General features: G+C 72.5%; 22 protein-coding genes and 1 tRNA gene. 10 read left to right on the forward strand and 13 right to left on the reverse strand.

Translation table 11 applies throughout. The features are described 5' to 3' along the window. Positions 1-163: 163 nt before the first annotated feature. The 3 genes from AC3AGO_RS21915 to AC3AGO_RS21925 all read left to right on the forward strand — a co-directional run bounded on the left by AC3AGO_RS21915 (position 164) and on the right by AC3AGO_RS21925 (position 3,251). On the forward strand, positions 164-1,387 hold the full coding sequence (locus tag AC3AGO_RS21915) for a M6 family metalloprotease domain-containing protein (RefSeq protein WP_487824756.1): 1,224 nt from the start codon (positions 164-166) through the stop codon (positions 1,385-1,387). Between the two features lie 468 nt (positions 1,388-1,855). Beyond that, the gene (locus tag AC3AGO_RS21920; RefSeq protein WP_487821924.1) at positions 1,856-2,905 is read left to right on the forward strand and encodes a hypothetical protein; all 1,050 of its coding nucleotides are present in this window, start codon (positions 1,856-1,858) and stop codon (positions 2,903-2,905) included. 97 nt (positions 2,906-3,002) lie between these two features. Next, positions 3,003-3,251 (forward strand): hypothetical protein, encoded by a 249-nt coding sequence (locus AC3AGO_RS21925; protein WP_487821925.1) that lies wholly within the window; start codon positions 3,003-3,005, stop codon positions 3,249-3,251. A gap of 131 nt (positions 3,252-3,382) precedes the next feature. Here the strand turns inward: AC3AGO_RS21925 and AC3AGO_RS21930 are convergent. From AC3AGO_RS21930 to AC3AGO_RS21960, 7 genes are all read right to left on the reverse strand, one after another. Then, a tRNA-Lys gene (locus AC3AGO_RS21930) sits at positions 3,383-3,456 on the reverse strand. After that, positions 3,447-4,160 carry a hypothetical protein gene (locus AC3AGO_RS21935; RefSeq protein WP_487821926.1) on the reverse strand — a complete coding sequence of 238 codons (714 nt, stop codon included), beginning with the start codon at positions 4,158-4,160 and terminating at the stop codon, positions 3,447-3,449. The genes AC3AGO_RS21930 and AC3AGO_RS21935 overlap by 10 nt, the downstream gene beginning before the upstream one ends. 144 nt (positions 4,161-4,304) lie before the next feature. Further along, positions 4,305-4,682, reverse strand: coding sequence for a hypothetical protein (locus tag AC3AGO_RS21940; protein WP_487821927.1), 378 nt, complete (start codon positions 4,680-4,682; stop codon positions 4,305-4,307). Between the two features lie 90 nt (positions 4,683-4,772). Continuing rightward, on the reverse strand, positions 4,773-6,131 hold the full coding sequence (locus AC3AGO_RS21945) for an AAA domain-containing protein (protein WP_487824757.1): 1,359 nt from the start codon (positions 6,129-6,131) through the stop codon (positions 4,773-4,775). Between the two features lie 20 nt (positions 6,132-6,151). Further along, complete coding sequence (locus AC3AGO_RS21950; protein ID WP_487821928.1) at positions 6,152-7,711, reverse strand: hypothetical protein; 1,560 nt, start codon at positions 7,709-7,711, stop codon at positions 6,152-6,154. Positions 7,712-7,799: 88 nt separating this feature from the next. Further along, positions 7,800-8,918 carry a hypothetical protein gene (locus AC3AGO_RS21955; RefSeq protein ID WP_487821929.1) on the reverse strand — a complete coding sequence of 373 codons (1,119 nt, stop codon included), beginning with the start codon at positions 8,916-8,918 and terminating at the stop codon, positions 7,800-7,802. Beyond that, positions 8,845-9,858 (reverse strand): phosphatase PAP2 family protein, encoded by a 1,014-nt coding sequence (locus AC3AGO_RS21960; protein WP_487821930.1) that lies wholly within the window; start codon positions 9,856-9,858, stop codon positions 8,845-8,847. The genes AC3AGO_RS21955 and AC3AGO_RS21960 overlap by 74 nt, the downstream gene beginning before the upstream one ends. Positions 9,859-10,061: 203 nt before the next feature. Between AC3AGO_RS21960 and AC3AGO_RS21965 the strand changes: the two genes are divergently transcribed. Continuing rightward, entirely contained in the window at positions 10,062-10,676 is a 615-nt protein-coding gene (locus AC3AGO_RS21965) for a histidine phosphatase family protein (RefSeq protein ID WP_487821931.1), read from the forward strand. Positions 10,677-10,772: 96 nt separating this feature from the next. Here the strand turns inward: AC3AGO_RS21965 and AC3AGO_RS21970 are convergent, their stop codons facing one another. Then, complete coding sequence (locus AC3AGO_RS21970) at positions 10,773-12,233, reverse strand: NsdA family TPR-like regulatory protein (protein ID WP_487821932.1); 1,461 nt, start codon at positions 12,231-12,233, stop codon at positions 10,773-10,775. Positions 12,234-12,409: 176 nt separating this feature from the next. Between AC3AGO_RS21970 and AC3AGO_RS21975 the strand changes: the two genes are divergently transcribed. Together AC3AGO_RS21975 and AC3AGO_RS21980 are read left to right on the forward strand one after the other, a co-directional pair. Beyond that, the gene (locus AC3AGO_RS21975; protein ID WP_487821933.1) at positions 12,410-12,817 is read left to right on the forward strand and encodes a hypothetical protein; all 408 of its coding nucleotides are present in this window, start codon (positions 12,410-12,412) and stop codon (positions 12,815-12,817) included. A 166-nt stretch (positions 12,818-12,983) separates the two neighbouring features. After that, entirely contained in the window at positions 12,984-13,883 is a 900-nt protein-coding gene (locus AC3AGO_RS21980) for a spermidine synthase (RefSeq protein ID WP_487821934.1), read from the forward strand. Positions 13,884-13,911: 28 nt separating this feature from the next. On the opposite strand, the gene AC3AGO_RS21985 is transcribed toward AC3AGO_RS21980, so the two are convergent. After that, complete coding sequence (locus AC3AGO_RS21985; protein ID WP_487821935.1) at positions 13,912-14,463, reverse strand: hypothetical protein; 552 nt, start codon at positions 14,461-14,463, stop codon at positions 13,912-13,914. A 32-nt stretch (positions 14,464-14,495) separates the two neighbouring features. Between AC3AGO_RS21985 and AC3AGO_RS21990 the strand changes: the two genes are divergently transcribed. The 3 genes from AC3AGO_RS21990 (at position 14,496) to AC3AGO_RS22000 (ending at position 17,849) form a co-directional block, all read left to right on the forward strand. Then, a complete protein-coding gene (locus AC3AGO_RS21990) occupies positions 14,496-15,206 on the forward strand; it encodes a response regulator transcription factor (RefSeq protein WP_487821936.1) in 711 nt (236 codons plus the stop codon). Continuing rightward, the gene (locus AC3AGO_RS21995) at positions 15,203-16,654 is read left to right on the forward strand and encodes a sensor histidine kinase (protein WP_487821937.1); all 1,452 of its coding nucleotides are present in this window, start codon (positions 15,203-15,205) and stop codon (positions 16,652-16,654) included. The genes AC3AGO_RS21990 and AC3AGO_RS21995 overlap by 4 nt, the downstream gene beginning before the upstream one ends. Before the next feature lie 160 nt (positions 16,655-16,814). Next, positions 16,815-17,849: a chitinase gene (locus AC3AGO_RS22000; RefSeq protein ID WP_487821938.1), complete on the forward strand. Its 1,035-nt coding sequence runs from the start codon at positions 16,815-16,817 to the stop codon at positions 17,847-17,849. 186 nt (positions 17,850-18,035) lie between these two features. Here the strand turns inward: AC3AGO_RS22000 and AC3AGO_RS22005 are convergent, their stop codons facing one another. The 4 genes from AC3AGO_RS22005 to AC3AGO_RS22020 form a co-directional block, all read right to left on the reverse strand. Continuing rightward, the gene (locus AC3AGO_RS22005) at positions 18,036-19,481 is read right to left on the reverse strand and encodes a GH1 family beta-glucosidase (RefSeq protein WP_487821939.1); all 1,446 of its coding nucleotides are present in this window, start codon (positions 19,479-19,481) and stop codon (positions 18,036-18,038) included. Between the two features lie 70 nt (positions 19,482-19,551). Next, positions 19,552-20,400 carry a carbohydrate ABC transporter permease gene (locus AC3AGO_RS22010; protein WP_487821940.1) on the reverse strand — a complete coding sequence of 283 codons (849 nt, stop codon included), beginning with the start codon at positions 20,398-20,400 and terminating at the stop codon, positions 19,552-19,554. A gap of 10 nt (positions 20,401-20,410) precedes the next feature. Continuing rightward, complete coding sequence (locus tag AC3AGO_RS22015; RefSeq protein ID WP_487821941.1) at positions 20,411-21,439, reverse strand: carbohydrate ABC transporter permease; 1,029 nt, start codon at positions 21,437-21,439, stop codon at positions 20,411-20,413. Between the two features lie 4 nt (positions 21,440-21,443). After that, complete coding sequence (locus AC3AGO_RS22020) at positions 21,444-22,796, reverse strand: ABC transporter substrate-binding protein (protein ID WP_487821942.1); 1,353 nt, start codon at positions 22,794-22,796, stop codon at positions 21,444-21,446. Between the two features lie 186 nt (positions 22,797-22,982). Between AC3AGO_RS22020 and AC3AGO_RS22025 the strand changes: the two genes are divergently transcribed. Continuing rightward, positions 22,983-24,047 (forward strand): LacI family DNA-binding transcriptional regulator, encoded by a 1,065-nt coding sequence (locus tag AC3AGO_RS22025; protein WP_487821943.1) that lies wholly within the window; start codon positions 22,983-22,985, stop codon positions 24,045-24,047. The last annotated feature ends 109 nt before the right edge of the window (positions 24,048-24,156 follow it).

The following is a 24,156-nucleotide window of genomic DNA, read 5'->3' on the forward strand; positions in this document are numbered from 1 at the left end:
TCTTCCGGAGCAGCCGAACAGGACGTAACGCCACAAGCCGGACAAGGGTGGAAGCGGTCCGCACCCCCTCATCCGGCGAGGTCGATACGTGGCGTTCACGCGAAAGCCCGCTGCCGCCCCGGCGTGGCGCGGCTGGCGCCGCCCCGCCGCGATCCTGATATCGATGACGGCCTTCATGGCGACGGGGCTTGTGGCGGGACCGGTCACCACGGCGTACGCGGCAGCCGGTCCGTGCGCCCTTCCGCGCACCGATTCACACCATTCGCTGGGCGTGGACAGCTGGGACGCGAGCTACCCGAAGCCACGGGGCGCCCTCGACGCCGCGATGCTCTTCCTCTCGTTCCCGGACGCGCAGCCGATGGCCACGCCGGCCGAGCTGACCGCCGACCACTTCCCGGTCACCACCGACTTCTTCGACCGGGTCTCGTACGGCAAGTTCCGGCTGCGGCCGCACCCCGACCGGCGGTGGACCCGGATGCCGGAGGCGTCCACGGCGTACGGGATACAGCGGGACTGGAGCACGGAGCAGCGCACCGACTATCTGCGGGACGCCATCGCCGCCGCGGACCCCCATGTCGACTTCAGCCGCTACGACTTCGTCTATCTCGTCGCCGACCCCGACGCGCCGGGCGTCAACTCCGACGCCACCAAGGTGGTCAATCTCGAGGAACCCGTCGAGGCCGACGGCCGGAAGCTCAGCCGCGTCGTCACGGTGTTCGAGCAGACCCCGCCGGACCGCAACGTGCTCGCCCACGAGACCGGGCACATCTTCGATCTGCCCGACCTCTACCAGCGCCCCGAGGACGGCAAGGGCGACTGGGACACGTACGTCGGCGACTGGGATCTCATGGGCAGTCAGTTCGGGCTGGCCCCCGACCCGTTCGGCTGGGACAAGTGGAAGCTCGGCTGGCTGGAGAAGCGGAACGTGACGTGCGTACCGGCCGGGCCCGGCGGCTACGACGCGACCCTCGACCCGCTCGCCGGCGCCCGGCTCGGCGGCGCGGACGACCGGCGGCTCGCCGTGGTGCGGACCGGCGCGACGGAGGCGCTGGCCATGGAGGTGCGGGAGCCGAAGGGCGTGGACGCGGGCGCGTGCCGCAGCGGCGTCCTCCTGTACTGGGTACGCAGCGACCGCCCGTCCACCGAGGGCCCCGTCGAGGTGGTCGACGGGCACCCCCGTACGGGCGGCTGCCCGTCCGAGGCGGTCAGCCCCGAACTGGCGGACGCGCCGCTCGGGGTGGGGGAGAGCTACCGGACGGCGCGCGGCGGCGGGATCCGCGTCCAGGTCACCGGGCGCGACCCGGACGGCAGTTGGAACCTCCGCATCAACCGCGGCCCCCTCCGCGCCACCACCGCCGCGGCCCCCGAACTCCCCGTCGTCCGCTGAGCTCTGCGCGGCCCCACGCGGCTACGCGGCTCTCCTGCCGCCGCGTTCAGTGCGTTCGTGACCGCGGCGGGCGAGGGCGTTCTCGGCGCGCGCTGAACTGTACGTACGGAGAGGGGTCGGGCGGCGAGGACCGCCCGGCCCCTCTCGCGTGCCCGCCCGCACCCTCGGCCGGACCCGTCGACCGGCTGCCCGGCACCGGATCGGGGTTTCCGCGACCCGGTACGCCACGACCCGGTGCACCGTGTCCCGGTGCGCCCGGCCGCCCCGTAAAGAATTCAGGGAAAAACCTTCCCCAACCAAACCCGTCCCGCCTCATCCGTACGGGTGGCGTTCCTCGAACTGTGGGTCGTCAAGCGGTTGTTGGCGCTTATGCTCGCGCCGACCGAGTACAACCGAACATGAGACGGCCCCCGCCGGGAGTGGCATCCCGAACGAGGGCCTGACCACCGAGGAAGCGAGACCTTCCCGATGGCTGAGCAGCAGCTTAACGCGCCCCCGCGCGCCCAACACCCCGTTCCCGGCACGAAGGTCACCGCCGGAGTCACCCACGTCCGGCACCGGCACACCGAGCGCTTCACCGTGGTCGGAAACCACCTCGCCCAGCACTGCGAGCTCTCCCTCACCGCGATCGGCCTGGCCGTCCACATCCAGTCCCTCCCCGACGGCGCCGTCATCAGCATCAAATGCCTGACCTCCCGCTTCCGCGAGGGAGAGGTAACCATCGCCCGCGCCCTCCGCGAACTGGAAACCCACGGCTACCTCACCCGCGTACGCGAACGCACGAGCACGGGCCGCTGGACGACCCGAACCCTCGCCTACGACAAGCCACTTGACCGGGAACACCCGGATCGAGGGCGACCCCAGCCCCAGCCCCAGCCCCCGCACCCGCAGCGTGCGGGTAGGCCCGCGCAGGCGGAGGCGGAGCCCGCGGGCCGCCCCGTGCGGGCGGCGGCGCAGCGCCGGGACCTCGCAACGGCCCCTCGGCCGGCGGCTGTTCCGGCCGAAGGGCAGGGCCCCGCAACGGCGCCCGGGTCGGCCACCGAGCCGGCGTCGCTCCCCGAACTCCTCACCGGCCCCGTAAATCTCCACTCGGCAGAGCACCACCCCTCCGAGTACCGCACCGCCACCGACCTGCTCGCCTCGCTCCGAGGGCCGGACCCGCGGCTGTTGCTCAGCGAGCGCGACATCCGGCGACTCGCCCCGGCAACCACTGCCTGGCTTGCCCGCGGGGTATCGCCCGAGGCCACCGCTCGTACGCTCGTCGCCGATCTGCCGGCCGGGGTGCTCCGGATGCCCGCCGCCGTCCTGGCGTACCGCCTGAAGCACTGGCTGCCACCAGCCCTCCCGGAAACTCCCGGCCCGCCACGTCCCGAGGCGCAGCGCCCGGACCCGCTCCAGACCTGCGACGGCTGCGAACGCGCCTTCCGCGCGCCGGCCCCGGGGACGTGCAGGGACTGCGGCCCGGAGCGTGCCGCGAATCAGGAAGAGCACAGCCGGGGGCCCGGGCAATCACGCTGATCCGGGGGAGTGCCACGGGCACGACGTGAGCAGCGTAAACCTGTGCGTACGCGGGCTGTTGAGGTTCGCGGCGAAGTAGATCTGCCCCGGAGGACATATGAAGGCCAGGCAAGTTGATCCCAGGTATGTCCGTTGGGAGGTCGACGAACCGTCGTACCGGGTGGACTTCTGGAACCTCGAAACGACCGAGAGCGACGAATGGCTCCTCGAGGGTGCGGGAGGCATCGAGGAGGTCATGCGGTGGGCTCGCGAACACGCGACCGGGCGTGATTTCGTGATCTATGTCCAACATGAGGCCGACGGGGAGTACGGGTTGCTGCGCCTCCACGGGCACGAGCCGGTCTGAGGCCCCAGAGCCACAGAACGGCGATGGGCACTGGCTGACACGGCGGGCTATCGCCGTACGGCCGTTGCGGCCTCTGTGGTGCGAAAACACCGGAGGCCCCTCGCCTGCGCGAGGGGCCTCCGGTGTGTCTGTGCGCCGCCAGGGACTCGAACCCCGGACCCACTGATTAAGAGTCAGTTGCTCTAACCAACTGAGCTAGCGGCGCCCGCTGACGTCGTAGACCTTAGCATCGGTCCCCGCCGTTGTGAAAATCGATTGTCCGCGCCGCTGACCGGTCCGACCTGCGCGGATGGCGCGCTGGGTGCGGATGCAGGCCCAGAGCAGCACATCGGGGCCCGGCAGCCAGGGATGCCGGAGATCCGGGGCGACGAGCCAGCGGGACGAGGCGGGCTCCGGGCCCGCCGGATGCAGCGCGGGGATGGTGACGGCGTCGCCGGGGCCGTGACACAGCAGCCGCGGAACGCTGCCCGCGGCGTCCTCGCCCTCGTCCTCCTCCGGCTGGTCCGCGTCGTGCCACTCCTCCCAGCCGAGCAGCGCGGGCAGCCGGTCGGCCGTGCCCGGCGCGGTGAACAGCAGCGTACGGCCGCGGTGCACGGCGACCGGGCCGCTGCCGGGACCCCCCGACCAGAGGCGGTCGAGGAGGTGCCGGCCGAAGAGCGGCGCCGTGCTCACGATGTCGAACGCGGTGCCGCAGGGCAGCACGCTCGGCGCCGAGGGGCGCAGGTGCCACAGGGCGTGCACGCTGCGCGGAAAGTCGCTGGCGGAGGCGAGCCAGTCGGCCCCGGCGAGGGTGACCCGGGCCGGCCCCGGCCGGTCGCCTCCGGAGTGCGCGGACCGGTCCCCGCGGGGCCTGGTCGACGCGAGTTCGAAGATGTCGGTATGGGGGGTCTCCCGCTGCCAGTCGCTCATACCTCCCAGGAGTAGCGAAGGCAGGGCTTCCGATTCCGGGTATTGCCCGAATCGGGGACAAGGTGACCGCGTGTCCGGTACCTTCTGGCCGGGATATGCCAGAGGGGCAAGCCCCGCCGGGTTACTCCGGGTACGACCGGTCGGTCACGCGCGGTCCGGGGCCGACTCCGGGCCGCGGTTCGCGAGCAGCTCCCGGCCGAACTCGACCATCTTCCGGGCGTATGCCGCCGTCCAGCCGCCGCGCTCCGCGATCGCCTCGTCCGTCAGCCGGTCGAACCGCTTCGGGTCGGCCAGCTGCGCCGCCGCCATCGCCTGGAACTCCATGGCCCGGTCGGCCGCCGCGCGGAAGGCGAGCGTCAGCTCCGTGGAACGGCCGAGCAGTTCTCCCGGGTCGGTGATCGTCTCCAGGTCGAAGAAGTGCTCGTCGTCCGCCGTGGAATCCGTCGGTTCGAAGAGCAGCGGTGCGGGACGGTGGAAGCGCGGCGCACCGCGCGGTCCCGGAGCCGGTTGCGGCTCGGACATCGGGCTACCTCCGTAGGTCGTGGGCCGCGTTCCATTGTGCGGGGTCGCCGCAGCGGGCAGTCGTCGTCGCGGTCGGTCGCCGTCGGGCCGTCAGGCCCATCTCACTGTGTGCCCCGCGAGATGGGAGAGCACCGCCTGGTTCGCCTCCCAGCCGTCCGGGAACTTCACCGTGACGCCCAGCTGCACGGGCTCGGTGGCCGGATGGTCGTCGAGGAGCTCCGGAACTCCCGCCCGGCACACCACGATGCACGCGTGCCGGTGCCGCGAGGTGAGCACGCACAGCCGCCCCGTCTCCAGGTGGAACGCCGTCGCGTCCGGGCGGCCCGACAGCGGGTGCAGCACCACCGTGACGTCGAACTCCCGTCCCTGCAGCCGGTTCGCGGTGTCCACCGTGACGTCCTCGACGCCGTGCCGCTCCAGCGCGGCGCGCACCGCGGCGGCCTGGTCGCGGTGCGCCGTACCGACCGCGACCCGCGCCGCCGTGAGGGGCGCGGCCTCCTCGGAGCGCTCGCTGACGGCGCCCCCTTCGCGGGCCAGCAGACGGCGTACGACCTCGGCGACGGCCTCCACCGCCTCCGGGTCGGTGCGCGGCGTACGGGCCTCGGGCAGCTCCAGCAGGCCCCAGCCGGCCGCGGCCGCCTCGTCGATGACCCGGTCGGCGGGCGAACCGTCCGCGGGCACGGCGAACGCGAGCCGCCGGTCGTCGGGTCCTGTGCCGCTGCGGAACGGGGTGAACGGATAGAACGCGTCGGACACCAGCGGCGCCGCCGACGCCGGCAGCCGCCACGACACGGGCAGCCGGTGCTGCGGCAGCTGCGGATTGTGCGCCAGCAGCGCGGCGACGGCGCTGGCCGACGGGTCGTACGACAGGCCGGCCCACTGGTCGGCGCCGACCTGGCTGAACGGGTCGAGCTGGCCGGGATCGCCGACGAACAGGGCCCGTTGGAACAGGCCCGCCACGGCGAGCAGCGCGTCGGACCGCATCTGGTACGCCTCGTCGACGATGGCGTACGGCCAGGGGTCCTCCGTCTTCACCCACGCCCACTTCGCCGCCGTCGACACCACGATGTCGAGCTGCGCCAGGTCGGCCGGCTTGGCGGAGGTGACCACCGACGGATGCGTGTCGAGCACCGGGTCGTACGGATGCGGCTCGCTGCTGTGCAGCCGGCCGACGGGGAGCTCGGGGTCGGCCTCCGCGATCCGGTCGACGAGATCGTCGACCTGCGCGTTCGTCTGCGCGATCACCATCAGGCGGTGCCCCGCGGCGGCCAGTTCACGCGCGGCGCGGACCACGAGGGTGGACTTCCCCGCGCCGGGCGGGGAGTCGACGATGACGCCGCGGGCCGTGCCGTACAGCGTGTCGTGCAGGATCGCGGCGGTGGCGCGGGACGCGGCCTCGCCGGGGGAGAGGTCCAATGCCCCGGGAGCGCCGGTCTGTTCGGCGGCCACGGTCAGGTCGGGGGACGGCGTCACAGGAGGTCCTCCGGGGTCACGGGGTCGGGAGCCTCGGCGGGCGCGGGCAGTTCGGCCTGGCCCGTGGCGGACTCGGGCGGACCGCCGTGCGTCCACGGGGTGTCCTCCGGGGCCGGCAGGCCGGGCCCGCCGCGCGGCGCGTGCTCGAAGAGGGTCCAGCACAGCCGGTCACCCGGCTCCGGAACGGTCCCCGGCGCGGGCTCCTTGCCGCGCCCCATGCCGTTCGTCAGCCGCACGGTGATCAGCCCGGCGCCCGGCGAACCGGTGAACTCGGCCGTCTGCTGCGTCCCTTCGGGCAGCGCCCGGTGCACCCTGCCGCCGGCGGACAGCTGCGGCTGGTCGTCCGTGCGCAGCGTGACCAGCGGCCGAGGCATCGGACGCTTCCCCTCCGACCAGGCCATCTCCGTCTCCACGACCTCACCGGCGAAGGCGGCGCCGGTGAGCCGGGCCGCCGCCATGGTGAGCGGATCGTCGAGGGCCTCCTGCGCCTCCAGGCGGGCCTGCGCCTGCTCGCGCCCGGCCAGCTTCTGCGCGGCGGTCACCGCGTCGTCCCGCCGCGGCTGCGGCGGCTCGCCGGAACGGACACGGTCCCGGTGGCCCGTGTACGACCAGCGGTCCCGCTTCCAGCGCTCGGCCACCCTGGCGCCCTCCGGCAGGCCGCGCAGCAGCTCGACGCCGCGCCACATGTCGCGCCAGGCGGGGGCCAGTTGGGAGGTGACGAGCTCGCGGACCCGCTGCTCGGCGCCGGGCACCTTCGCGTCGTACGCCTCGACGGCGGGCGCGAGCAGCTTGTTGTCGAAGGCCGGGTCGGTGGCGGGCCCCGCGGGCGGCACCAGCAGCTGACCGCGCTCGTCCCGCGCGGTCTCCGCGCGCAGCGCCGCCGCGGCGCCTCCGGTGCCCTCCGGCGGGTCGATCCAGGCGAGCAGCGACGGCAGGTGCTGGTCCTCCAACTGGCTCTGCCCGGTGGCCCAGTGACGGGTCAGCAGCTCCGTCATGGACAGCAGCAGCGCCGAACCGGGCACCCGGGCGCGCTCCCCGTAGTGCGTCAGCCAGCGGCCGAGCAGCGGGACACGCGGCGGCGCCGGATACGCCGCCTCGGGGTCGTCGGCGGCCGTGCGGCGGAACCGCGTGGAGCGCCCGAGGAGCCGTACGAAATCGGCACCCGGGGCGTTCGGCACCAGCAACTGCGGGGCGTCCGCGCACAGTTCGACCTGGACCGGGGTCTGCTTCCCGGTCTCCGGGTCCTTCTCCTTGCGCTCCTCGAACTCCACGTCGTCCTGCGCGGACTCCAGATGCGGCAGGAGGGCGTCGGCCAGCGCGGACAGGAACGCGAAGCGCAGATCGCGGTCCCGGGGCTGCGGCACGACCAGCGTCGTCGGCGCGTCCGGATCGGTGCCGAGCATCACGCCCAGCGGCGCGCCGGCCTCCCCGGCGGTCGTCAACGGCACCATCACCAGCGGCCGTTCGGCGAGATGCCGGTGCCGTACGGTCGCCGTCGGCTGCGCCCGGTCCGCCTCGACGGCCTCCACGCGCGCCACCACGGACATCAGCGTCATGCGGCCCCTCCCGTCATGCCGGCTCCCGTCGTACCAGCCACCGTCATGCCGGCACCTGTCATACCGCCCCTCGTCACACCGGCTCCCGTCATGGCGTGCGCCCCAGCGCCTCGGCCCGCAGCCGCGCCGCCCTGTGCAGGGCCTCGGCCGCGGGATCGTCCGGCGGCGGGTCCGCCGCGGCGGAGTGCACCTCCCGCACCGTGGTCAGAGCGCCCAACTCGGCCCGCACACCCCGGCCCAGCGCCTCCACGGCGCCCTCTTCCCGCGCCCTGCCCCGGCAGTGGAACGCCAGCTCACAGCCGGCCAGACACTCCGGCGCGTACGCCGCGGGCACCGACTCGACCGCCGCCGTCAGCTCCTCCCGGGAACGCGACGGATCGAAGCTCGTGCCCTCCGGGAGGGCCGCCGCGATCTCCTCGACACGGGTGAGCCGCGCCAGCTGACGGCGGGTCGCGGCACGCTGCTTGCGCAGATCGACGAGCTCACCGGTGGGCAGGTTGGAGAAGTCCTTCGGGCACACCAGCAGGGCCCGCTCCCGGACAGTGCCGCCGAGCGCCTCCAGCGCCAGCGCGTACACCGCGGCCTGCCGGGCCGCCGCGCCCACCTTCGCCGGATCGGCCGAACCGTCCAGCACCGGAAAGGACTTGATCTCCAGGACCGTCCACGCGCCGTCCGGGTGCACCGCCAGCGCGTCCGGCTCCAGATAGGCCGTCGAACCCGCCACGTCGAGCGCGAGCATCGGATGGTCCAGCAGCGCCCAGCCGCCCGAACCGGCGGCCTCCTCCAGCGCGAGCCGCGTCCGCGCCGCACGCCCCACGGGGCCGTCGGCGGTCAGCTCCGGGACGGAGACGTCCGCGGGGTCCGGACGGTCCTCGCCCGTCCGCGCGCACAGCAGCGCTATCAACTCGGCGCCGCCGTCCGCCTTCACGCGCGCCTCGAAGGCGTTGCCCCGGATGAAGGCGAACTGCGACTGGCCGAACGCGGCGGGCGCACCGAGCGCGCCGGCGACGGCGCCCTTGTCCACCCCCGCGCCGTCGAGCAGGGCCCTGCGGTGGCAGCCCGGGTTCGCCGCCAGGGCGGCGAGCGCGCGGGCGTCGAGCGGGCGCGGCGGGATGTGCGGCCCGCCGCGCAGCTCAGTGAGCCGCCGGCGCAGACCGCTCGCCGGGCCGTTCGTCGGCTCCGTCCCGTCGCCGGGGGATGTGCTCATCGGCTGTGGCCTCGTGGGAGATTGCAGTACCTCCGGAAGTCTTGCATCCGGCACCGACAATCCTGGCCCCCGCGTGCCCCGAAGTCACCGGTGCCGCCGAAGTCACTGCCGTACGCCCCGCGGGCACGGCCGGCACACGGCCCGGCGAACCGGCCACCGGTCGCACCGCACCGGCGGGCGTCCGCCGCCGTACGGCCTGCAGACGGGCGGAGACGAGCAGCACGGGGCGGGTCAGCAGCAGCCCGAGCGCCATCACCGCGACCCCGGCGACGGCGTCCAGCAGATAGTGGTTCGCCGTGCCCATCACGACGACGGTGATGCCGAGGGGATAGCCGACGGCGAGCGTACGCACCAGCAGGGACCGCCGCCCGCAGCGCCACAGCACGACACCGCACCACAGTGCCCAGCCGACATGCAGGCTGGGCATCGCCGCGAACTCGTTGGTGAGACCGCCCAGTCCGCGCGGAGCGCTGGCCTCGGTGCCCCACCATCCGTACGCGGCGTACTGCTCCATGGTGTCCGTGAACCCGTGCCCCGGACCCAGCAGCCGCGGCGGACTGGTGGGCATCAGCACGAACCCGGCCAGGCCGAGCAGCGTGGAGCACATCAGCCAGGTGCGCATCGCCCGGTAGCGGACGGCACGGCTGCGGAACAGCCAGACCAGCACGGCGGGGGTGACCAGATAGTGCAGCGAGGCGTACGAGAAGTCCGCCGGCACACCCAGCCAGGCGTGCTCGGTGAACAGACTGTTCAGCCAGGACTCCAGGTCGAGCCGCAGCGGCTGCTCCAGGCGCAGGAGGGCGAGTCCGTGTGCTCCGGCGGCGGACTCGTCGCCGCGCACGAACAGCCGTGCCGCGGAGTACAGCGCGTACACCGCGACGATCAGTGGCAGCTCTGTCCACCACCGTGGACGACGTGTCTCGGGCAACCGGCTGGGCATACGGGCGCTCTCCAATTTTTCGGTGGCAGTCCCGCAAAATGGGGCACGGCATACCAGAGATGAACGTATGCCGTCGGTCACACAACGGGACGCGAAGCCACCCTCGGAGGTTGAGCGCGAACGGCTGAGCGAAGATGGACCGTGGCAGCACAAGCGGAGACAGCCGTTCACCGCTACAAAGCAAAAACGCCGAAGAGGTTTCCATGGCAGCGCGCATCCTGCTGGTCCGGCACGGACAGACCGAATGGTCACTCACCGGACAGCACACAGGCCGTACGGACATTCCCCTGCTGGACGAGGGGCGCAGAGGAGCCAAGCTGCTCGGCGAGCGGCTGCACCACGCTCCGTGGAACGGCCTGCCGGACGTCTCGGTGCTCACCAGCCCGCTGTCCCGCGCGCGGGAGACCTGCGACATCGCGGGATTCGGCGGCGACCGGGCGCAGGTCTGGGACGTGCTGCAGGAGTGGGACTACGGCGACTACGAAGGGCTGACGCCCGAACAGATCCGGCAGAGTGCCGGGGAGGACTGGTTCATCTGGCGCGACGGCGCGGCGGGCGGCGAGCAGCTGTCGTCCGTGGCGGCACGGATGGACGAGGTCGTCGAGTGGGTCAGAGGGGAGCCCGAGCGCGATGTGCTGATCTTCGCGCACGGCCATGTGCTGCGGGTCCTCGCCGCACGCTGGATGGGCTACGAGCCGCTGTTCGCCGCGCGGCTGAAGCTGGACCCCACGTCCCTGTCGACGCTCGGCTGGGCGTACGGCGCACCGGCGATCGTGCGCTGGAACGACACCGGACATCTGGAGCGCGACATCGCCTGACGGACTGTCCGGACGTCACCTGACGGACTGTCCGACGGATCGGCGCACAGTCTGACGGGACGGCCGAACGGTCAGGCAGTGCGCGGCAAGCGACAGTCAGGCTGTGCGCGGCATGCGGGCGAGGAAGTCGCGCACGGGCGGCTCCGACGCGTACGGCCGCAGGCGGCGTGCCGTACGGCCGAGCATCTCCCGGATCCGGCGGGACTGGACGGGGCCGAGCAGCGCGAGCGCCCGGGTGCCGGCCGCCGCCGCCTCGTCGGGGCGCCGGCGGCCCGTCAGATCGTCCGCCAACTCCGCGGTGTACAGCGCCTTGTTGCGCACGAAGTGCGGGTCCTGGAGGTCGACCGCGCGCTGCGCGTGCTCGGCGGCGAGCGGCCAGGCGCCCAGCGCCGACCAGCACTGGGCCTCCAGGCCCTCCAGTTCGGCCTCGCCGAAGAAGGACATCCACTCGGGGTCGGCGTCCTCGGGGCCGCGGGCGAAGAGCGCGTGGGCGCGGCCCAGGGCCTGTTCGCAGCCCGGCCGGTCGCCGAGGCCGGCCCAGCCGCCCGCCTCGCGCAGCGCCAGCAGCGCCAGCAGCCGGTCGGAGCCCAGGTGCTTCGCCGCCTGCTGGCCCGCCTGCGCGGCGCGCACCGCCTCGCGGGGGCGGCCCGCGTCCCGGGCGAGGAACGCCGTGTTGCAGAAGGCGTGCGCCTCCAGCGCCGGATCGGTGGCGACGCGCGCGGTGGCGAGCGCCTCCGCGTAGTGCGAGCGGGCGTCGCCGAAGCGGCCCGAGTCGTGCGCCAGCCACCCGACGGAGATGGCGAGTTCGCCCGCGCCCGAGTGCAGCCGGTTGAAGACGGACTGCCGCTGCGCGCCGGCGTCGAGCATCTCGTACGCGGCGCGCAGCGAATCGCCCGCGTGCCGGTACAGGGCGTCCGCGCCGTGCCGGTCGTCGAGCAGACGGATGTGGCGGACGGCGCCCTCCACGGCGGCGGCGTCGGAGCCGCCGGCCCGTCGCCCCGGCGACGGGATGCCGGGCGGGCCGGTCGCCGCGCGCGCGGAGGTGGCGCCGAAGGACACGGCCGCCAGGGCGGCCGGGCCGCCGGTCATGAATGCGCGACGTAGCACGTCGCTCTCCTCGTCGATCTCGGGGCAGTCGGTGCAGTGGCGACGGGCGCCGCAGGGTGAGGCGTCCGGGTGGCGCATCGGCGGCAGCGGGAGCGCGAAGTCGACACCGTGCGCTGCCTCGTCCGCGCCGCCGCGCTCCTCTCCGGCGCGTGCCGCGCGGCCCCGGACGGACTCCCGTGGGGCGAAGCCCATGTCGGTGAGCGAGTAACCCGGGAACATGTGCAGGAACACGCGTTCATAGGCGTAGTTGGGACACCGGATCTCGCCGGCCTCCACCCGCCCGATGTACCGCGCGTCGCAGGAGACCTGCTCTCCGATCTCCCGCGCGGCACGGCGCACGGCCGCGGCGAACTCGCCGGGCGACAGCGTGCCGCGCAGCCGGCGGAAAGCGGTGTTGGAACCGCGTGCTGTGCCGCGCGGCTCCTGTGACGCAGAGGGTGACGACGCCATGGCGGGACCGTACCGGCTGCGATACGGCCGTCACGCGGGATCTGGCTACAAAAGGGATATCCCACCCAGGATCCGCCATGAAGTGCCATCCTTTGCGGCATTCTGCCGCCGTAGCCATTGACAGCGACGGGCGTTGAACTCCGTACAACCACCGGAGTAGTTCGGAGGAGCGCCCTATGTTGCACACCGGCGTAGGCACCGCCGCCTTGGGCGGCGCGGGCAGTATCCGCCCCGGCGGTGAACCCTGTGATCTGGTGACCGTGCCGGCGCGGCAGGGTCTGGAGGCGGTCGACATCCTGCGGCTGCGGGACGGCGTCGGCCCCGTGCTGCACGACGGCGCGGGCGACACGCTCGGATTCCTCGTCCCCCCGGGGACCGCCGACGGCTGGGACCTGCCGGGCAGCGCCTGTACGCAGACCTGCAGCCCCGTACGGGGCACCCAGCAGGGCGATCCGCCCGTCGCGGGCACCGGCTGGCTGGTGCCACCGGACGGCGCGTACGCAGGAGCCACCGAACCGGCCCGCCTCCGCGCCGCACTCGGCGAGGCGGCCCGCACCATCGAAGCCCTGGACCGCTGCCACTGACCGCGCAAATAAGGGGCGGGGAACGGCGTAGATAAGGGGCGCGGGGAACTGCGCAAACCCCAGCGGCACCGCACCCCTGCCGCTGACGTCACCAAAGGGGCGCGGGGAACTGCGCACACAAGGGGCGCGGGGAACTGCGCAAAAAGGGGCGCGGGATACTGGCCTCGTGGGACGGAAAAGAGAACGCGGGGCACACACGGGCCGCAAGCCACACGCGCAGCGTGAGCCGCTGAGCGCGACGGTCGACGGCGGACTCGCACGACTGGTGCCCGACCCCGACCGCCCCCGGGGCTGGACCCTCACCGTGGACGCCGCCCCCCAGTCGTACGTCGACCTGGACGACCCCGCACACCTCGACTTCGCGTACCAGCGCAGGCTCGGCCACCTCGCCGACCTGGCCGCCCCGCAGGGCACTCCGTTGCAGGTCCTGCACCTGGGCGGCGGGGCGCTGACCCTCGCCCGCTACATCGCCGCCACCCGCCCGCGCTCGGTCCAGCGGGTCGTGGAGGCGGACGCGCCCCTCACCCGATTCGTGCGCGAACAGCTGCCGTTGGACAGGAACTGGCGGGTGCGGGTCAGCGCAGGCGACGCGCGGGAGGGGCTGGACCGCATCCCCGAGGGGTGGGCGGACCTGGTCATCGCCGATGTGTTCAGCGGCGCGCGCACGCCCGCCCGGCTCACCAGCGTCGAGTTCCTCCGCGCGGTGCGCCGGGTGCTGCGGCCCGGCGGGCTGTACACGGCGAACATCACGGACGGGCCGTCCCGTACGGGCCCCGCGCCGGCGCATCTGAGGGCCCAAGTCGCCACCGTACGGGCGGAGTTCCGCGAGGTGTGCCTGGTCGCCGAGCCCGCGGTGCTGCGCGGGCGGCGGTTCGGCAACGGCGTACTGGCCGCGTCCGACGGGGAGTTGCCCGTCGCGGTGCTGACGCGGCGGGCCGCGGGGGACCCGCAGCACGCGCGCGTGGAACACGGCAAGGACCTCGACGACTTCACCGCCGGGGCCCGCCCGGTCACCGACGCGACGGCACAGGACTCGCCGGTACCGCCCGCAGGCACCTTCGACTGACGCGGAACCGGCCCCGTGGCCGGCCGGCTCAGCCCGCGAACTTCTCGATCCGCGGCGCGCCTTCGTCCCAGCGGCAGAAGACCGACGCCTCTGTCCCGTCGCTCTTGGTGAAGGTCACCCGGATCCACTGCTGCGACTTCCAGACCCGCATGTCCCAGCCCGCGTTGGGCGTCGCCGACACCAGCGTCGCCGAGCGCTTCCCCATGTCGAACACCGCCCGGCCGCCGTCCACCGACACGCTCTCGACGTTCCCCGAGGAGGACGGGGCCGCCGGCGTCCGCGAGTGCGACGGCTCGGGGTCCGGCGCGCTCCCGGTGTCGGGCGGGCGCGAGGGCGTCTGCTTCCCGCCGGACTCCGACGGTGAGGGGGACGCCGTGGGCGAGGACGACGAGGGCTTCGGCCGGTGCGTCGAGGAGACCCGCGGCTCGGCCTTGGCCGGGGGGCCGGACACCGGCAGCGCGCGCGGCGGGTCGTACGCCGTACCGGCCAGCACCGTGTGCACACCCCACCAGGAGAGGGTGACCGCGGCCCCTGTGGCCAGGGTCCACGCCGCCGCGTGGACCAGACGTCGTCGTTGCATCCGGCTCACCCTAATGGCGTACGGTGCCGCGCATGGCAAGTGTGCTCGTGGTCGAGGACGACCAATTCGTACGCTCCGCCCTCATCCGCCACCTCACCGACGCGTCCCACACCGTGCGGAGTGTGGGGACCGCGCTGGAGGCGTTGCGGGAGGTGACGCAGGTCGGATTCGACCTCGTCATCCTGGATCTCGGCCTGCCGGACCTGGACGGGGCCGAGGCGCTCAAGATGCTGCGCGGGATCACGGACGTACCCGTGATCATCGCCACAGCGCGGGACGAGGAGACGGAGATCGTCCGGCTGCTGAACGACGGCGCCGACGACTACCTGGTCAAGCCGTTCTCCGTGGAGCACCTCTCGGCGCGGCTCACCGCCGTGCTGCGCCGTTCGCGCGGCGGCGGCAACGGCGGCACCGCCGAGGACCACGTGCTGCGCGTCGGCGGCATCGCCATCGACCCGCTGCGGCGGATCGCCGAGCTCGACGGCGGACTGCTCGACCTCACCCGCCGCGAGTTCGACCTGCTGGCCTTTCTGGCGGGCCGGCCCGGTGTCGTCGTCCCGCGCAGGGAACTGCTCGCCGAGGTGTGGCAGCAGTCGTACGGGGACGACCAGACCATCGACGTCCATCTGTCGTGGCTGCGCCGCAAGTTGGGGGAGACCGCGGCCAGTCCGCGCTATCTGCACACGCTGCGCGGCGTCGGCGTGAAGCTGGAGCCGCCCGCGGAGCCGGGGCCCGCCACATGAGATGGGCACTGGTGAAGGTGTGCCTCGCCGTGACCGTCATGGTGGTCGTCGCCTTCGCCGTCCCGCTCGCCCTCGTCGTCAAGGAGACAGCGCGCGACCGCGCCTTCTCGAACGCGGAGCGGCAGGCGTCCGCCGTCGGACCGGCGCTCGCCATCACCAGCGACCGCGAGAAGCTCGACCGCGCCGTCGCCAGCACCCAGGCGGGCGCCGACGGACGGATCGCCGTCCATGTGCCGGGCGGCCTCGGCGCACCCGCCGGCCGGGAGCCGTCCGGCGGGCGCGACGACGTGGAAGTCGGCCGGGGGCGTGCGCCCGCGGACGATCTGCACACCGTGCAGCGGCTGGGCCGGGCCGCCACGGTCGCCGTGCCCGGCGGCTACTCGCTGCTCCAGCCGACCGCCGTGGCCAGCGGAGAGGTCGCGGTCGTCGAGGTGTTCGTGCCCGACGACGAGGTGACCAACGGGGTCGCGACCGCCTGGCTGGTGCTCGCCGGCGTCGGACTCGCCCTGATCGTCGGCTCGGTGGCGGTCGCCGACCGGCTCGGCACCCGCATGGTGCGCCCCGCCGAACAGCTCGCCGGGGCCGCCAACGACCTCGGGGAGGGGCGGCTCGGCGTGCGCGTACCCGAGCACGGCCCCACCGAACTGCGGTCCGCGGCCGTCGCGTTCAACTCCATGGCCGACCAGGTCGTCCAGCTCCTCGCCAACGAGCGGGAGTTGGCCGCCGACCTGTCGCACCGGCTGCGCACACCGCTGACCGTGCTGCGGCTGAACGCCGCCTCCCTCGGCGACGGCGACGCGGCCGAACAGACCAGGGAGGCCGTCGCGAAGCTGGAGAGCGAGGTCGACCAGGTCATCCGTACGGCCCGCGAACAGCGCGACCGGACCCCGGGCGCGCACACCTTCACGGGCTGCGACGCGGCGGAGGTCATCCGCGAACGGATGGGCTTCTGGTCGGCGCTGGCCGAGGACGAGGGGCGCGAGGTGCGGCTGGCCGGGGTGGACCGGACGGTACGGGTGCCCGTGGCCCGCGCCGAACTCGCCGCCGCGCTCGACGCGATGCTCGGCAACGTCTTCCGGCACACCCGCGAGGGCGTCGCCTTCTCCGTCGACGTGCACGACGCCGGCGACGCCGTGATCGTGCTGGTGTCGGACGCCGGAGCCGGCATCGACGACCCGGCGGCCGCGCTGCGGCGCGGACACGGCGACGGCGGCCCCGGATCGACGGGCCTCGGCCTGGACATCGTGCGCCGGGTCGCCGAATCGACGGGCGGCGACGTGCGGTTGGGGCGCTCGGTGCTCGGCGGCACGGAGGTACGGGTGTGGCTCGCGCAGCACCCCGCCGACGGGGCCGGGGCACGTACAGGAGCGCGCGGCCACCGCGTCGCGGGCCGGGTACGGCACCGGATGCGGGGCGGCGTCGACCGCCGTACGGCCCGCCGCGGCTAAGAGGGCCCTTTCGCCTCCTTAAGCGACCCCTAAGCCTTACGGCGTCCGTCCGGTTCGCCCCGGATGCCGGATTCTCCACCGCTAGCGTGCTGCTCGTTCACCTCGTCTCCACGGGGTGCACACCGGACCCGATCCCCCCACAGAACGAGGCAGCACCGCGATGAGCAATAACGCCGCACACCGCCGCCGTACCAGCCGCAAGGTCAAGGCAGTCGGTGCCGCAGGAGCAGCGGCCCTGGTCGCCGGCGGGGGCTTCCTGCTGGCCGGCAACGCGACGGCCGGCGAGGAGAGCACGGCCGCCGCCGGGAGCACGTCCTTCGCGCCGTACGTGGACACCTCGCTCCAGCCCTCGTACGACCTGGTGAAGAGCGCGGAGAAGACCGGCACGAAGGAGTTCAACCTCGCCTTCGTGACCGCGGCGGACGGCAGTTGCACGCCCAAGTGGGGCGGCACGCAGAACCTCGGCGACAACGCGACGGCGAAGCAGATCAAGCAGCTGCGCGCCAAGGGCGGCGACGTCCGGGTCTCCTTCGGCGGCGCCAACGGCTCCGAACTCGGCCTGTCCTGCGGCTCGGCGGGCGAACTGGAGAAGGCGTACGGCAAGGTCGTCGACACCTTCGACCTGAAGAAGGTGGACTTCGACATCGAGGGCGGCGCCCTCCCGGACACCGCCGCCAACACCAAGCGCGCCAAGGCCATCGCCGCACTGCAGAAGTCCCACAAGGGACTCGACGTGTCCTTCACCCTCCCCGTGATGCCGGAAGGCCTCACCCCGGACGGCGTCAAACTGCTCGACGACGCCAAGAAGCAGGGCGTGAAGACCTCCACCGTCAACCTGATGGCGATGGACTACGGGCCCTCCTACGACGGCGACATGGGCACGTACGCCACCAAGGCCGCGACCGCCGCGCAGAAGCAGATCAAGAAGTCGTTCGGCCTCGGCGACACGGCGGCGTGGAAGACCGTGGGGCTCACCCCGATGATCGGCGTCAACGACGTCAAGGGCGAGGTCTTCACCACGGCGGACGCCGCGCAGGTACGGAAGTTCGCCGCGGACAAGGGCGTCGGCAGCCTGTCCATGTGGTCCGCGACCCGCGACAAGGCGTGCCCCGGCGGCTCCAAGGACCAGGCGGACCCGACCTGTTCGGGCGTCGAGCAGAGCGCCGACGCCTTCGCCAAGGTGCTCGCCGGCTGACCCACTGACAGCCACCCCCGCCCCCGGGGTCACCCCCCACATCCCCCACGAGGACCCCGGAACTGCGGGGCGCAGCGGACAGTCCCCCACCCGCTGCGCCCCGCCCCTCTGTGTACGGCCGCTCTGCGTGCGGCAGTTCTGCGTGCGGCAGTTCTGTGCGCGGCCCCTCTGCGTACGGCCTTCAGCTCACGCCGGGCCGTCCGGCAGCCGTCCGGACGCGGCCACACCGGCGTACCAGTGCGCGCTGGACTTCGGCGTACGCCGCAGGGTTTCGAAGTCGACGTGCACCATGCCGAAGCGCTTGCTGTAGCCGTAGGACCACTCGAAGTTGTCCAGCAGCGACCAGAGGAAGTAGCCCCGCACATCGGCGCCCCGCTCCAACGCGGCGTGCACCGCCTTCAGATGGCCGTGCAGATACGCGATGCGCTCCGGATCGTGCACCCGGCCCTCGGCGTCCGGCCGGTCCTCGTACGCGGCGCCGTTCTCCGTCACGTACAGCGGCAGGCCCGGCGCCTCCCGGTGGAAGCGCAGCAGCAGTTCGGTCAGCCCCTCCGGGTCGACGCCCCAGCCCATGCCGGTCCGTTCGCCGGGGTGCTGGTGGAAGGCGACGTCGTCGGCGCCCGGCCAGGGGGAGTGCCCGGAGGCCCCGTGGCCGTCGTCGCGCACGGCGGCTCCGTCGCCCTCGACTGCCGAAACCCAGGACGGCGTGTAGTAGTTGATGCAGAGCGCGTCGAGGGGCTGCCGCGCGAGGGCGGTGTCGCCCTCCCGTACGAAGCTCCAGTCGGTCAGGTGCGCCGTGTCGGCCCGCAGATCGTCGTCGTACCGGCCGTGCAGCATCGGCCCCGTGAACACGCGGGTGGCCAGCGCGTCGATACGGCGCGCCGCGTCCACGTCGGCCGCCGAGTGCGAACGGGGGCGCACCACCGCGGGGTTGAGGCTGACGGTGACCTGCGCGCGGGCCGGCAGTGCGGCGCGCAGGGTCTGCGCGGCGAGCCCGTGGGCGAGGTTGAGGTGGTGCGCCGCGCGCAGCGCCGCGACGGGGTCCGTACGCCCGGGCGCGTGCACCCCGGAGCCGTACCCCAGAAAGGCGCTGCACCAGGGCTCGTTGAGCGTCGTCCACATGTCGACACGGTCGCCGACCGCGTCGGCGACTACGCGCGCGTAGTCGGCGAACCGGTACGCGGTGTCGCGCTGCGGCCAGCCACCCGCGTCCTCCAACTCCTGCGGCAGGTCCCAGTGGTAGAGGGTCAGCAGGGGAGTGATGCCGGCGTCGAGCAGCGAGTCGGTCAGCCTGCGGTAGAAGTCGAGGCCGCGCTGTACGGCGGGACCCCGGCCCGTGGGCTGCACGCGGGACCAGGAAACGGAGAACCGGTAGGCGCCGACGCCCAGTCGGGACATGAGCGCCACGTCCTCGGCGTACCGGTGGTAGTGGTCGCAGGCACGGTCACCGGTGTCGCCGTGCAGGACCTTGCCCGGCGTGTGCGCGAACGTGTCCCAGATGGAGGGCGTGCGCCCGTCCTCCGCCGCCGCGCCCTCGACCTGGTACGCGGCGGTGGACGTGCCCCACAGGAAGCCGGGCGGAAAGGACGGCGCCCCGGTGGAGCTCTCGGATGTCTCGGGGACAAGGGTCATGGAAACGCTCCCATTTCGTGGTCGTACGACGTCTCGGGGGAGGGGAGGGGAGGAAGTAAGAGGGCGGGACTCAGCCCTTGACGGCGCCCTGCATGATGCCGCCGACGATCTGCTTGCCGAACAGCGCGAAGGCGACGAGCAGCGGCAGCGTGCCGAGCAGCGCGCCCGCCATGATCACGGACTCGTCCGGGATGTAGCCCCGGCCCAGCCCGGTCAGCGCGACCTGCACGGTCGGGTTGTCCTGGGTCAGCGCGATGATCGGCCAGAAGAACTCGTTCCAGGCCATCACGAACGTCAGCATGCCCAGGACCGCCATCGCGGGGCGTGCCACGGGGAAGACGACGTGCCAGACCACGCGCAGGCTGTGCGCGCCGTCCACCCGTGCCGCCTCGAGCAGTTCGGTGGGCAGCGCGGTCACCAGGTACTGCCGCATGAAGAAGACGCCGAAGGCGCTCACCATCGTCGGCAGGATCACCGCCTGCAGCTGGTTGGTCCACTCCAGTTCGGCGACCGCCATGAACAGCGGTACGACGCTCAGCTGCGGCGGCACCATCATCGTGCCGATCACCAGCAGCAGCAGGACGTTCTTGGCCCGGAACCGGAGCTTGGCGAAGGCGAACCCCGCGAGCGTCGCGAACAGCACGGTGCTCACCGCGATGGTGCCGGACACGATGACCGTGTTGAACAGCGCCTTGCCCATCGCCCCGTCGTTCCAGGCGACGCTCAGATTGTGGAAGAGGTTCCCGCCGAACCACAGCGGCGGCGGTGTCTCCGCCAGCCGCTGGGTGTCGCGGGACGCGGCGATCGCCGTCCACACGAGCGGAAAGAGCGATCCGACGGTGAACAGGATCAGCACGGCATAGGTGATCCTTCCGCCGTGCAACTGCCTGCCCGCCGTGTTGGCCTTGGTACGCAGCATGCCGGCCCCCTCAGTGGCTCTTCTGCAGCCGCCGTGCGACCAGCCAGTTGGCCAGGCCGATCACGACGAGGATCAGGAACATCGTCCAGGCGACCGCGGAGGCCCGGCCGAGATGGAAGCTGAACCAGCCCTGTTCGTACAGATAGAGGCCCAGCGTCTGGTACTGGTGCGAACCGCCGCCGGACTGCGACTTGCCGAACAGCAGTGGCTCACCGAAGAGTTGGGTCGCGCCGATCGTGGAGACGACCACGGTGAACAGAATGGTCGGCCGCAGCGACGGCACGGTCACGTGCAGGAACTGCCGCCAGCGCGAGGCGCCGTCGATCGCCGCGGCCTCGTACAGATCGGCGGGCACCGCCTGCATGGCGGCGAGGTAGATCAGCGTGTTGTAGCCCGTCCACCGCCAGATGACGATCGTGGACACCGCGATCTGCGAACTCAGGGTGCCGTTCTCCCAGTCGACGCCGTCGATGCCGACGAGCCCCAGCGCCCAGTTGATCATTCCGTAGTCGCGTCCGAAGAGCATCGCGAAGACGAGCGTGGCCGCGGCCACGGAGGTCGCGTACGGCGTGAGCATCGCGACGCGGAAGAACGTGCTGCCGCGCAGCCGGTAGTTGAGCAGATGCGCGAGCCCCAGCGCGATCGCCAGCTGCGGAACGGTGGAGAGCACGCCGATGGTGAACGTGTTCTGCAGCGCGTTCCAGAAGAACTCGTCCTCCATCAGCCGGGCGAAGTTGTGCAGCCCGGCCCACTCCATCTCGGTCGGGTTGTGCAGCGAGACCTTGTGCAGGGAAGCCCAGCCCGTATAGAGCAGCGGGAAGAGCCCGAAGGCCGCGAAGAACAGGAAGAACGGCGAAATGAACGCGTACGGGCTCCACTTGGCGTCCCGCAGGTAGCGCCGGCTGCGCCGGTCCGCGGCACCCCCGCGCCCGCGGGGCGGGCGCGGGGGACGGCGGGCCGGGCTGCCGGCGCCGGTGCCCCCGGCGCCGTCCGTGCGGACGGCGTCCCGGCGCTCCGGGTCGGTCGTCGGCAGTGTCATCGGCTCAGTCCTCGACCGCGTCGTCGATCTTCTTGACGGCCGCGTCCCAGCCCTGCGCGGGCGACTTGCCCTGCTGCTCGACCTGGAGGATGCCGATGTCGGAGATGTACTGCTGGATGAGCAGGTCCTTCGGGCCGAGCACCGCACGCGGCGCGTTCTCGGCGGCCTTCGTGTAGATCTGCCCGGTCGGCGCGTCGCTGAAGTACGGGTGCTTGGCGTCCTTCACGCGCGGCAGTGCCAGCCCCTTCGTGGTGCTGGGGAAGCTGCCCTGCTTCTCGAACACCTTGGCCTGCTGCTCCGGTGCGGTCAGCCAGCGGGCCAGCTTCACGGCCTCGGTCTTGTTCTTGGCGTTCTGCGGTACGGCCAGGAAGGAGCCGCCCCAGTTCGCGGGCTTCGGCGCGGCGGCCACGTCCCACTTGTCCGCGCCCTTCGTGCCGGCCTTCTCCTTGATGTAGCCGAGCATCCAGGGCGGGCAGATGACGCTGGCGAAGCTGCCGTTCGCGTACGCCTGGTCCCACTCCTTGTCGAACTGCTTGAGGCCCGAGGTCATCTTGGCCTCGGACGCCTGCATGGCCAGGTTCCAGGACTCCTTGACGGCCTTGCTCTTCTTGTAGACCAGATTGCCGTCGCGGTCGTAGTTCTTGTCCACGTAGCTGGACACCGAGCCGTTGTAGAGCCCGGCGGCCGAGTCCGTGAACTTCGTCCCCTTCGGGGCCTTCTTCATGTACGTCTCACCCGCGTCGACGTACTTGCCCCAGTCGCCCGCCCACAGCTGGCCGACGTCCTCCCGATCGGTGGGCAGACCGGCCTTCTCGAAGAGGTCCTTGCGGTAGCAGATGCCCATCGGCCCGATGTCCGTACCGATGCCGATGACCTTGCCGTCCTCGGTCTTCGCCTGGTCCCACTTCCAGCCGAGCCAGTCCTCCTTGCGCACCCCCGGCTGCTTGGAGAGGTCCAGGAACTTGTCGGCCTGGACGGTCGCCAGTTCGTTGATGTTGCCGACCTCGACGGCCTGGATGTCGCTCAGACCGCTGCCCGCCGAGAGGTGGTTGAGCAGCGCGGGGTAGTAGTCCTCGGCCCGTTCGGTCGAGTTCTCCTTGACGGTGACGCCGGGGTTCTGCCTCTCGTACTCGTCGTAGAGGCCGGCCTGCTTGTAGCCGAAGACCCCGAACACCCCGACGGAGACGGTGGTGTTGCCCTTGGCGTCGCTTCCTGAACGCGCGGGCTCTTTGCCGTCCTCGGCGCAGCCGGCCAGCGCGCCGCCGCCGAGCAGCGTGGCGAGAGTGGCCGCAGTGAGCGCACGGACGGGCCGTAACCGGGGGCGTGGGGAGGGCTTGGAGCGGGAGATGGCGCGCATGATGCTTCCTCTCGAACGTAAGGGTTCTTGAGTGGGAAGAAGTGTGGGAGCGCTCCCATACGTGATGGGTTGAAGAGTTGCGGCGCCGTGCGAAGGTGTCAAGGAGTCGGACGGCAAGTCGTCGGGAAACGGGTGTAGTTGAATGAGCCGGCACAGCCGGCTCAGACCCTCGGCAGGGAGGCGGAGATGGTCACACCCCGCACCCGGCGCGGCGCCGGGCGGCCGGGCCCCACGCTGGAAGAGGTGGCGGCGCGCGCCGGAGTGGGCCGCGGCACCGTCTCCCGGGTCGTCAACGGCTCGCCCCGGGTGAGCGAACGCACCCGCGCGGCAGTCCAGGAGGCCGTCGCCGAGCTCGGCTACGTGCCCAACCGCGCCGCCCGCGCACTGGCCGCGGGCAGCGCCGACGCCATCGCGCTGGTCGTCCTCGAACCCGAGTCGCGGCTGTTCGCCGAGCCGTACTTCTCCGGCATCCTGCGCGGCGTCAGCGGGGAACTCGCGGACAACGAGCTCCAGTTGCTGGTCACCCTCATACGGGACGAACGCGAGCGGGACCGCTTCGCGCAGTACGCGGCGGCGCACCGCGTCGACGGCGCGCTGCTCGTCTCCGTGCACACCGGCGACCCGCTGCCCGATCTGCTGCGCCGCTCCGGGACTCCGGCCGTACTGGGCGGCCGCCGTTCGGCCGGCGAGACCGTGCCGTACGTCGACTCCGACAATCCGGGGGGAGCGCTGCTCGCGGTGAACCACCTTCTCTCACGCGGAAGACGGACAGTGGCCACCATCACGGGACCGCAGGACATGTACGTCGCCCAGTGCCGGCTGGCGGGTTACCGCGAGGCACTGCGCGCCGCGGGCGTCCCCGACGACGAACGGCTCGTCGCCGCGGCCGACTTCACCGAGCGCGGGGGGCACGCCGCGATGCGCCGGCTCCTGGCGGCCGCGCCGGACGTGGACGCGGTGTTCTGCGCCTCCGACGTGATGGCGGCGGGGGCCCGGATGGCGTTGCGCGAGGCGGGCCGTGAAGTGCCGCGCGACGTCGCGCTCGTCGGCTTCGACGACTCCGCCGTGGCCCGCCACATGGACCCGCCGCTGACCACCGTGCGGCAGCCGATCGAGGAAATGGGCCGGGAGATGGCCCGCATGCTGCTCGAACTGATGGACGTGGGACGGAAAAAAGGGGAGCAGGTGTCCGGATTGCAGCCGCCCGCAAGGGTGCTGCCCACGGAGCTCATCCGCCGCGCATCGTCCTGATCCTGACCGCCTCTCACCCGGCGGACGGTTCACAGTCACCCTGGCGGACGGCTCCCGGATGCGTGCCGGTGCGAACTGTCTTTTGCTCGCTGACATGACATCAGAAACA

The sequence above is a fragment of the Streptomyces sp. BL1 genome (assembly GCF_057628045.1).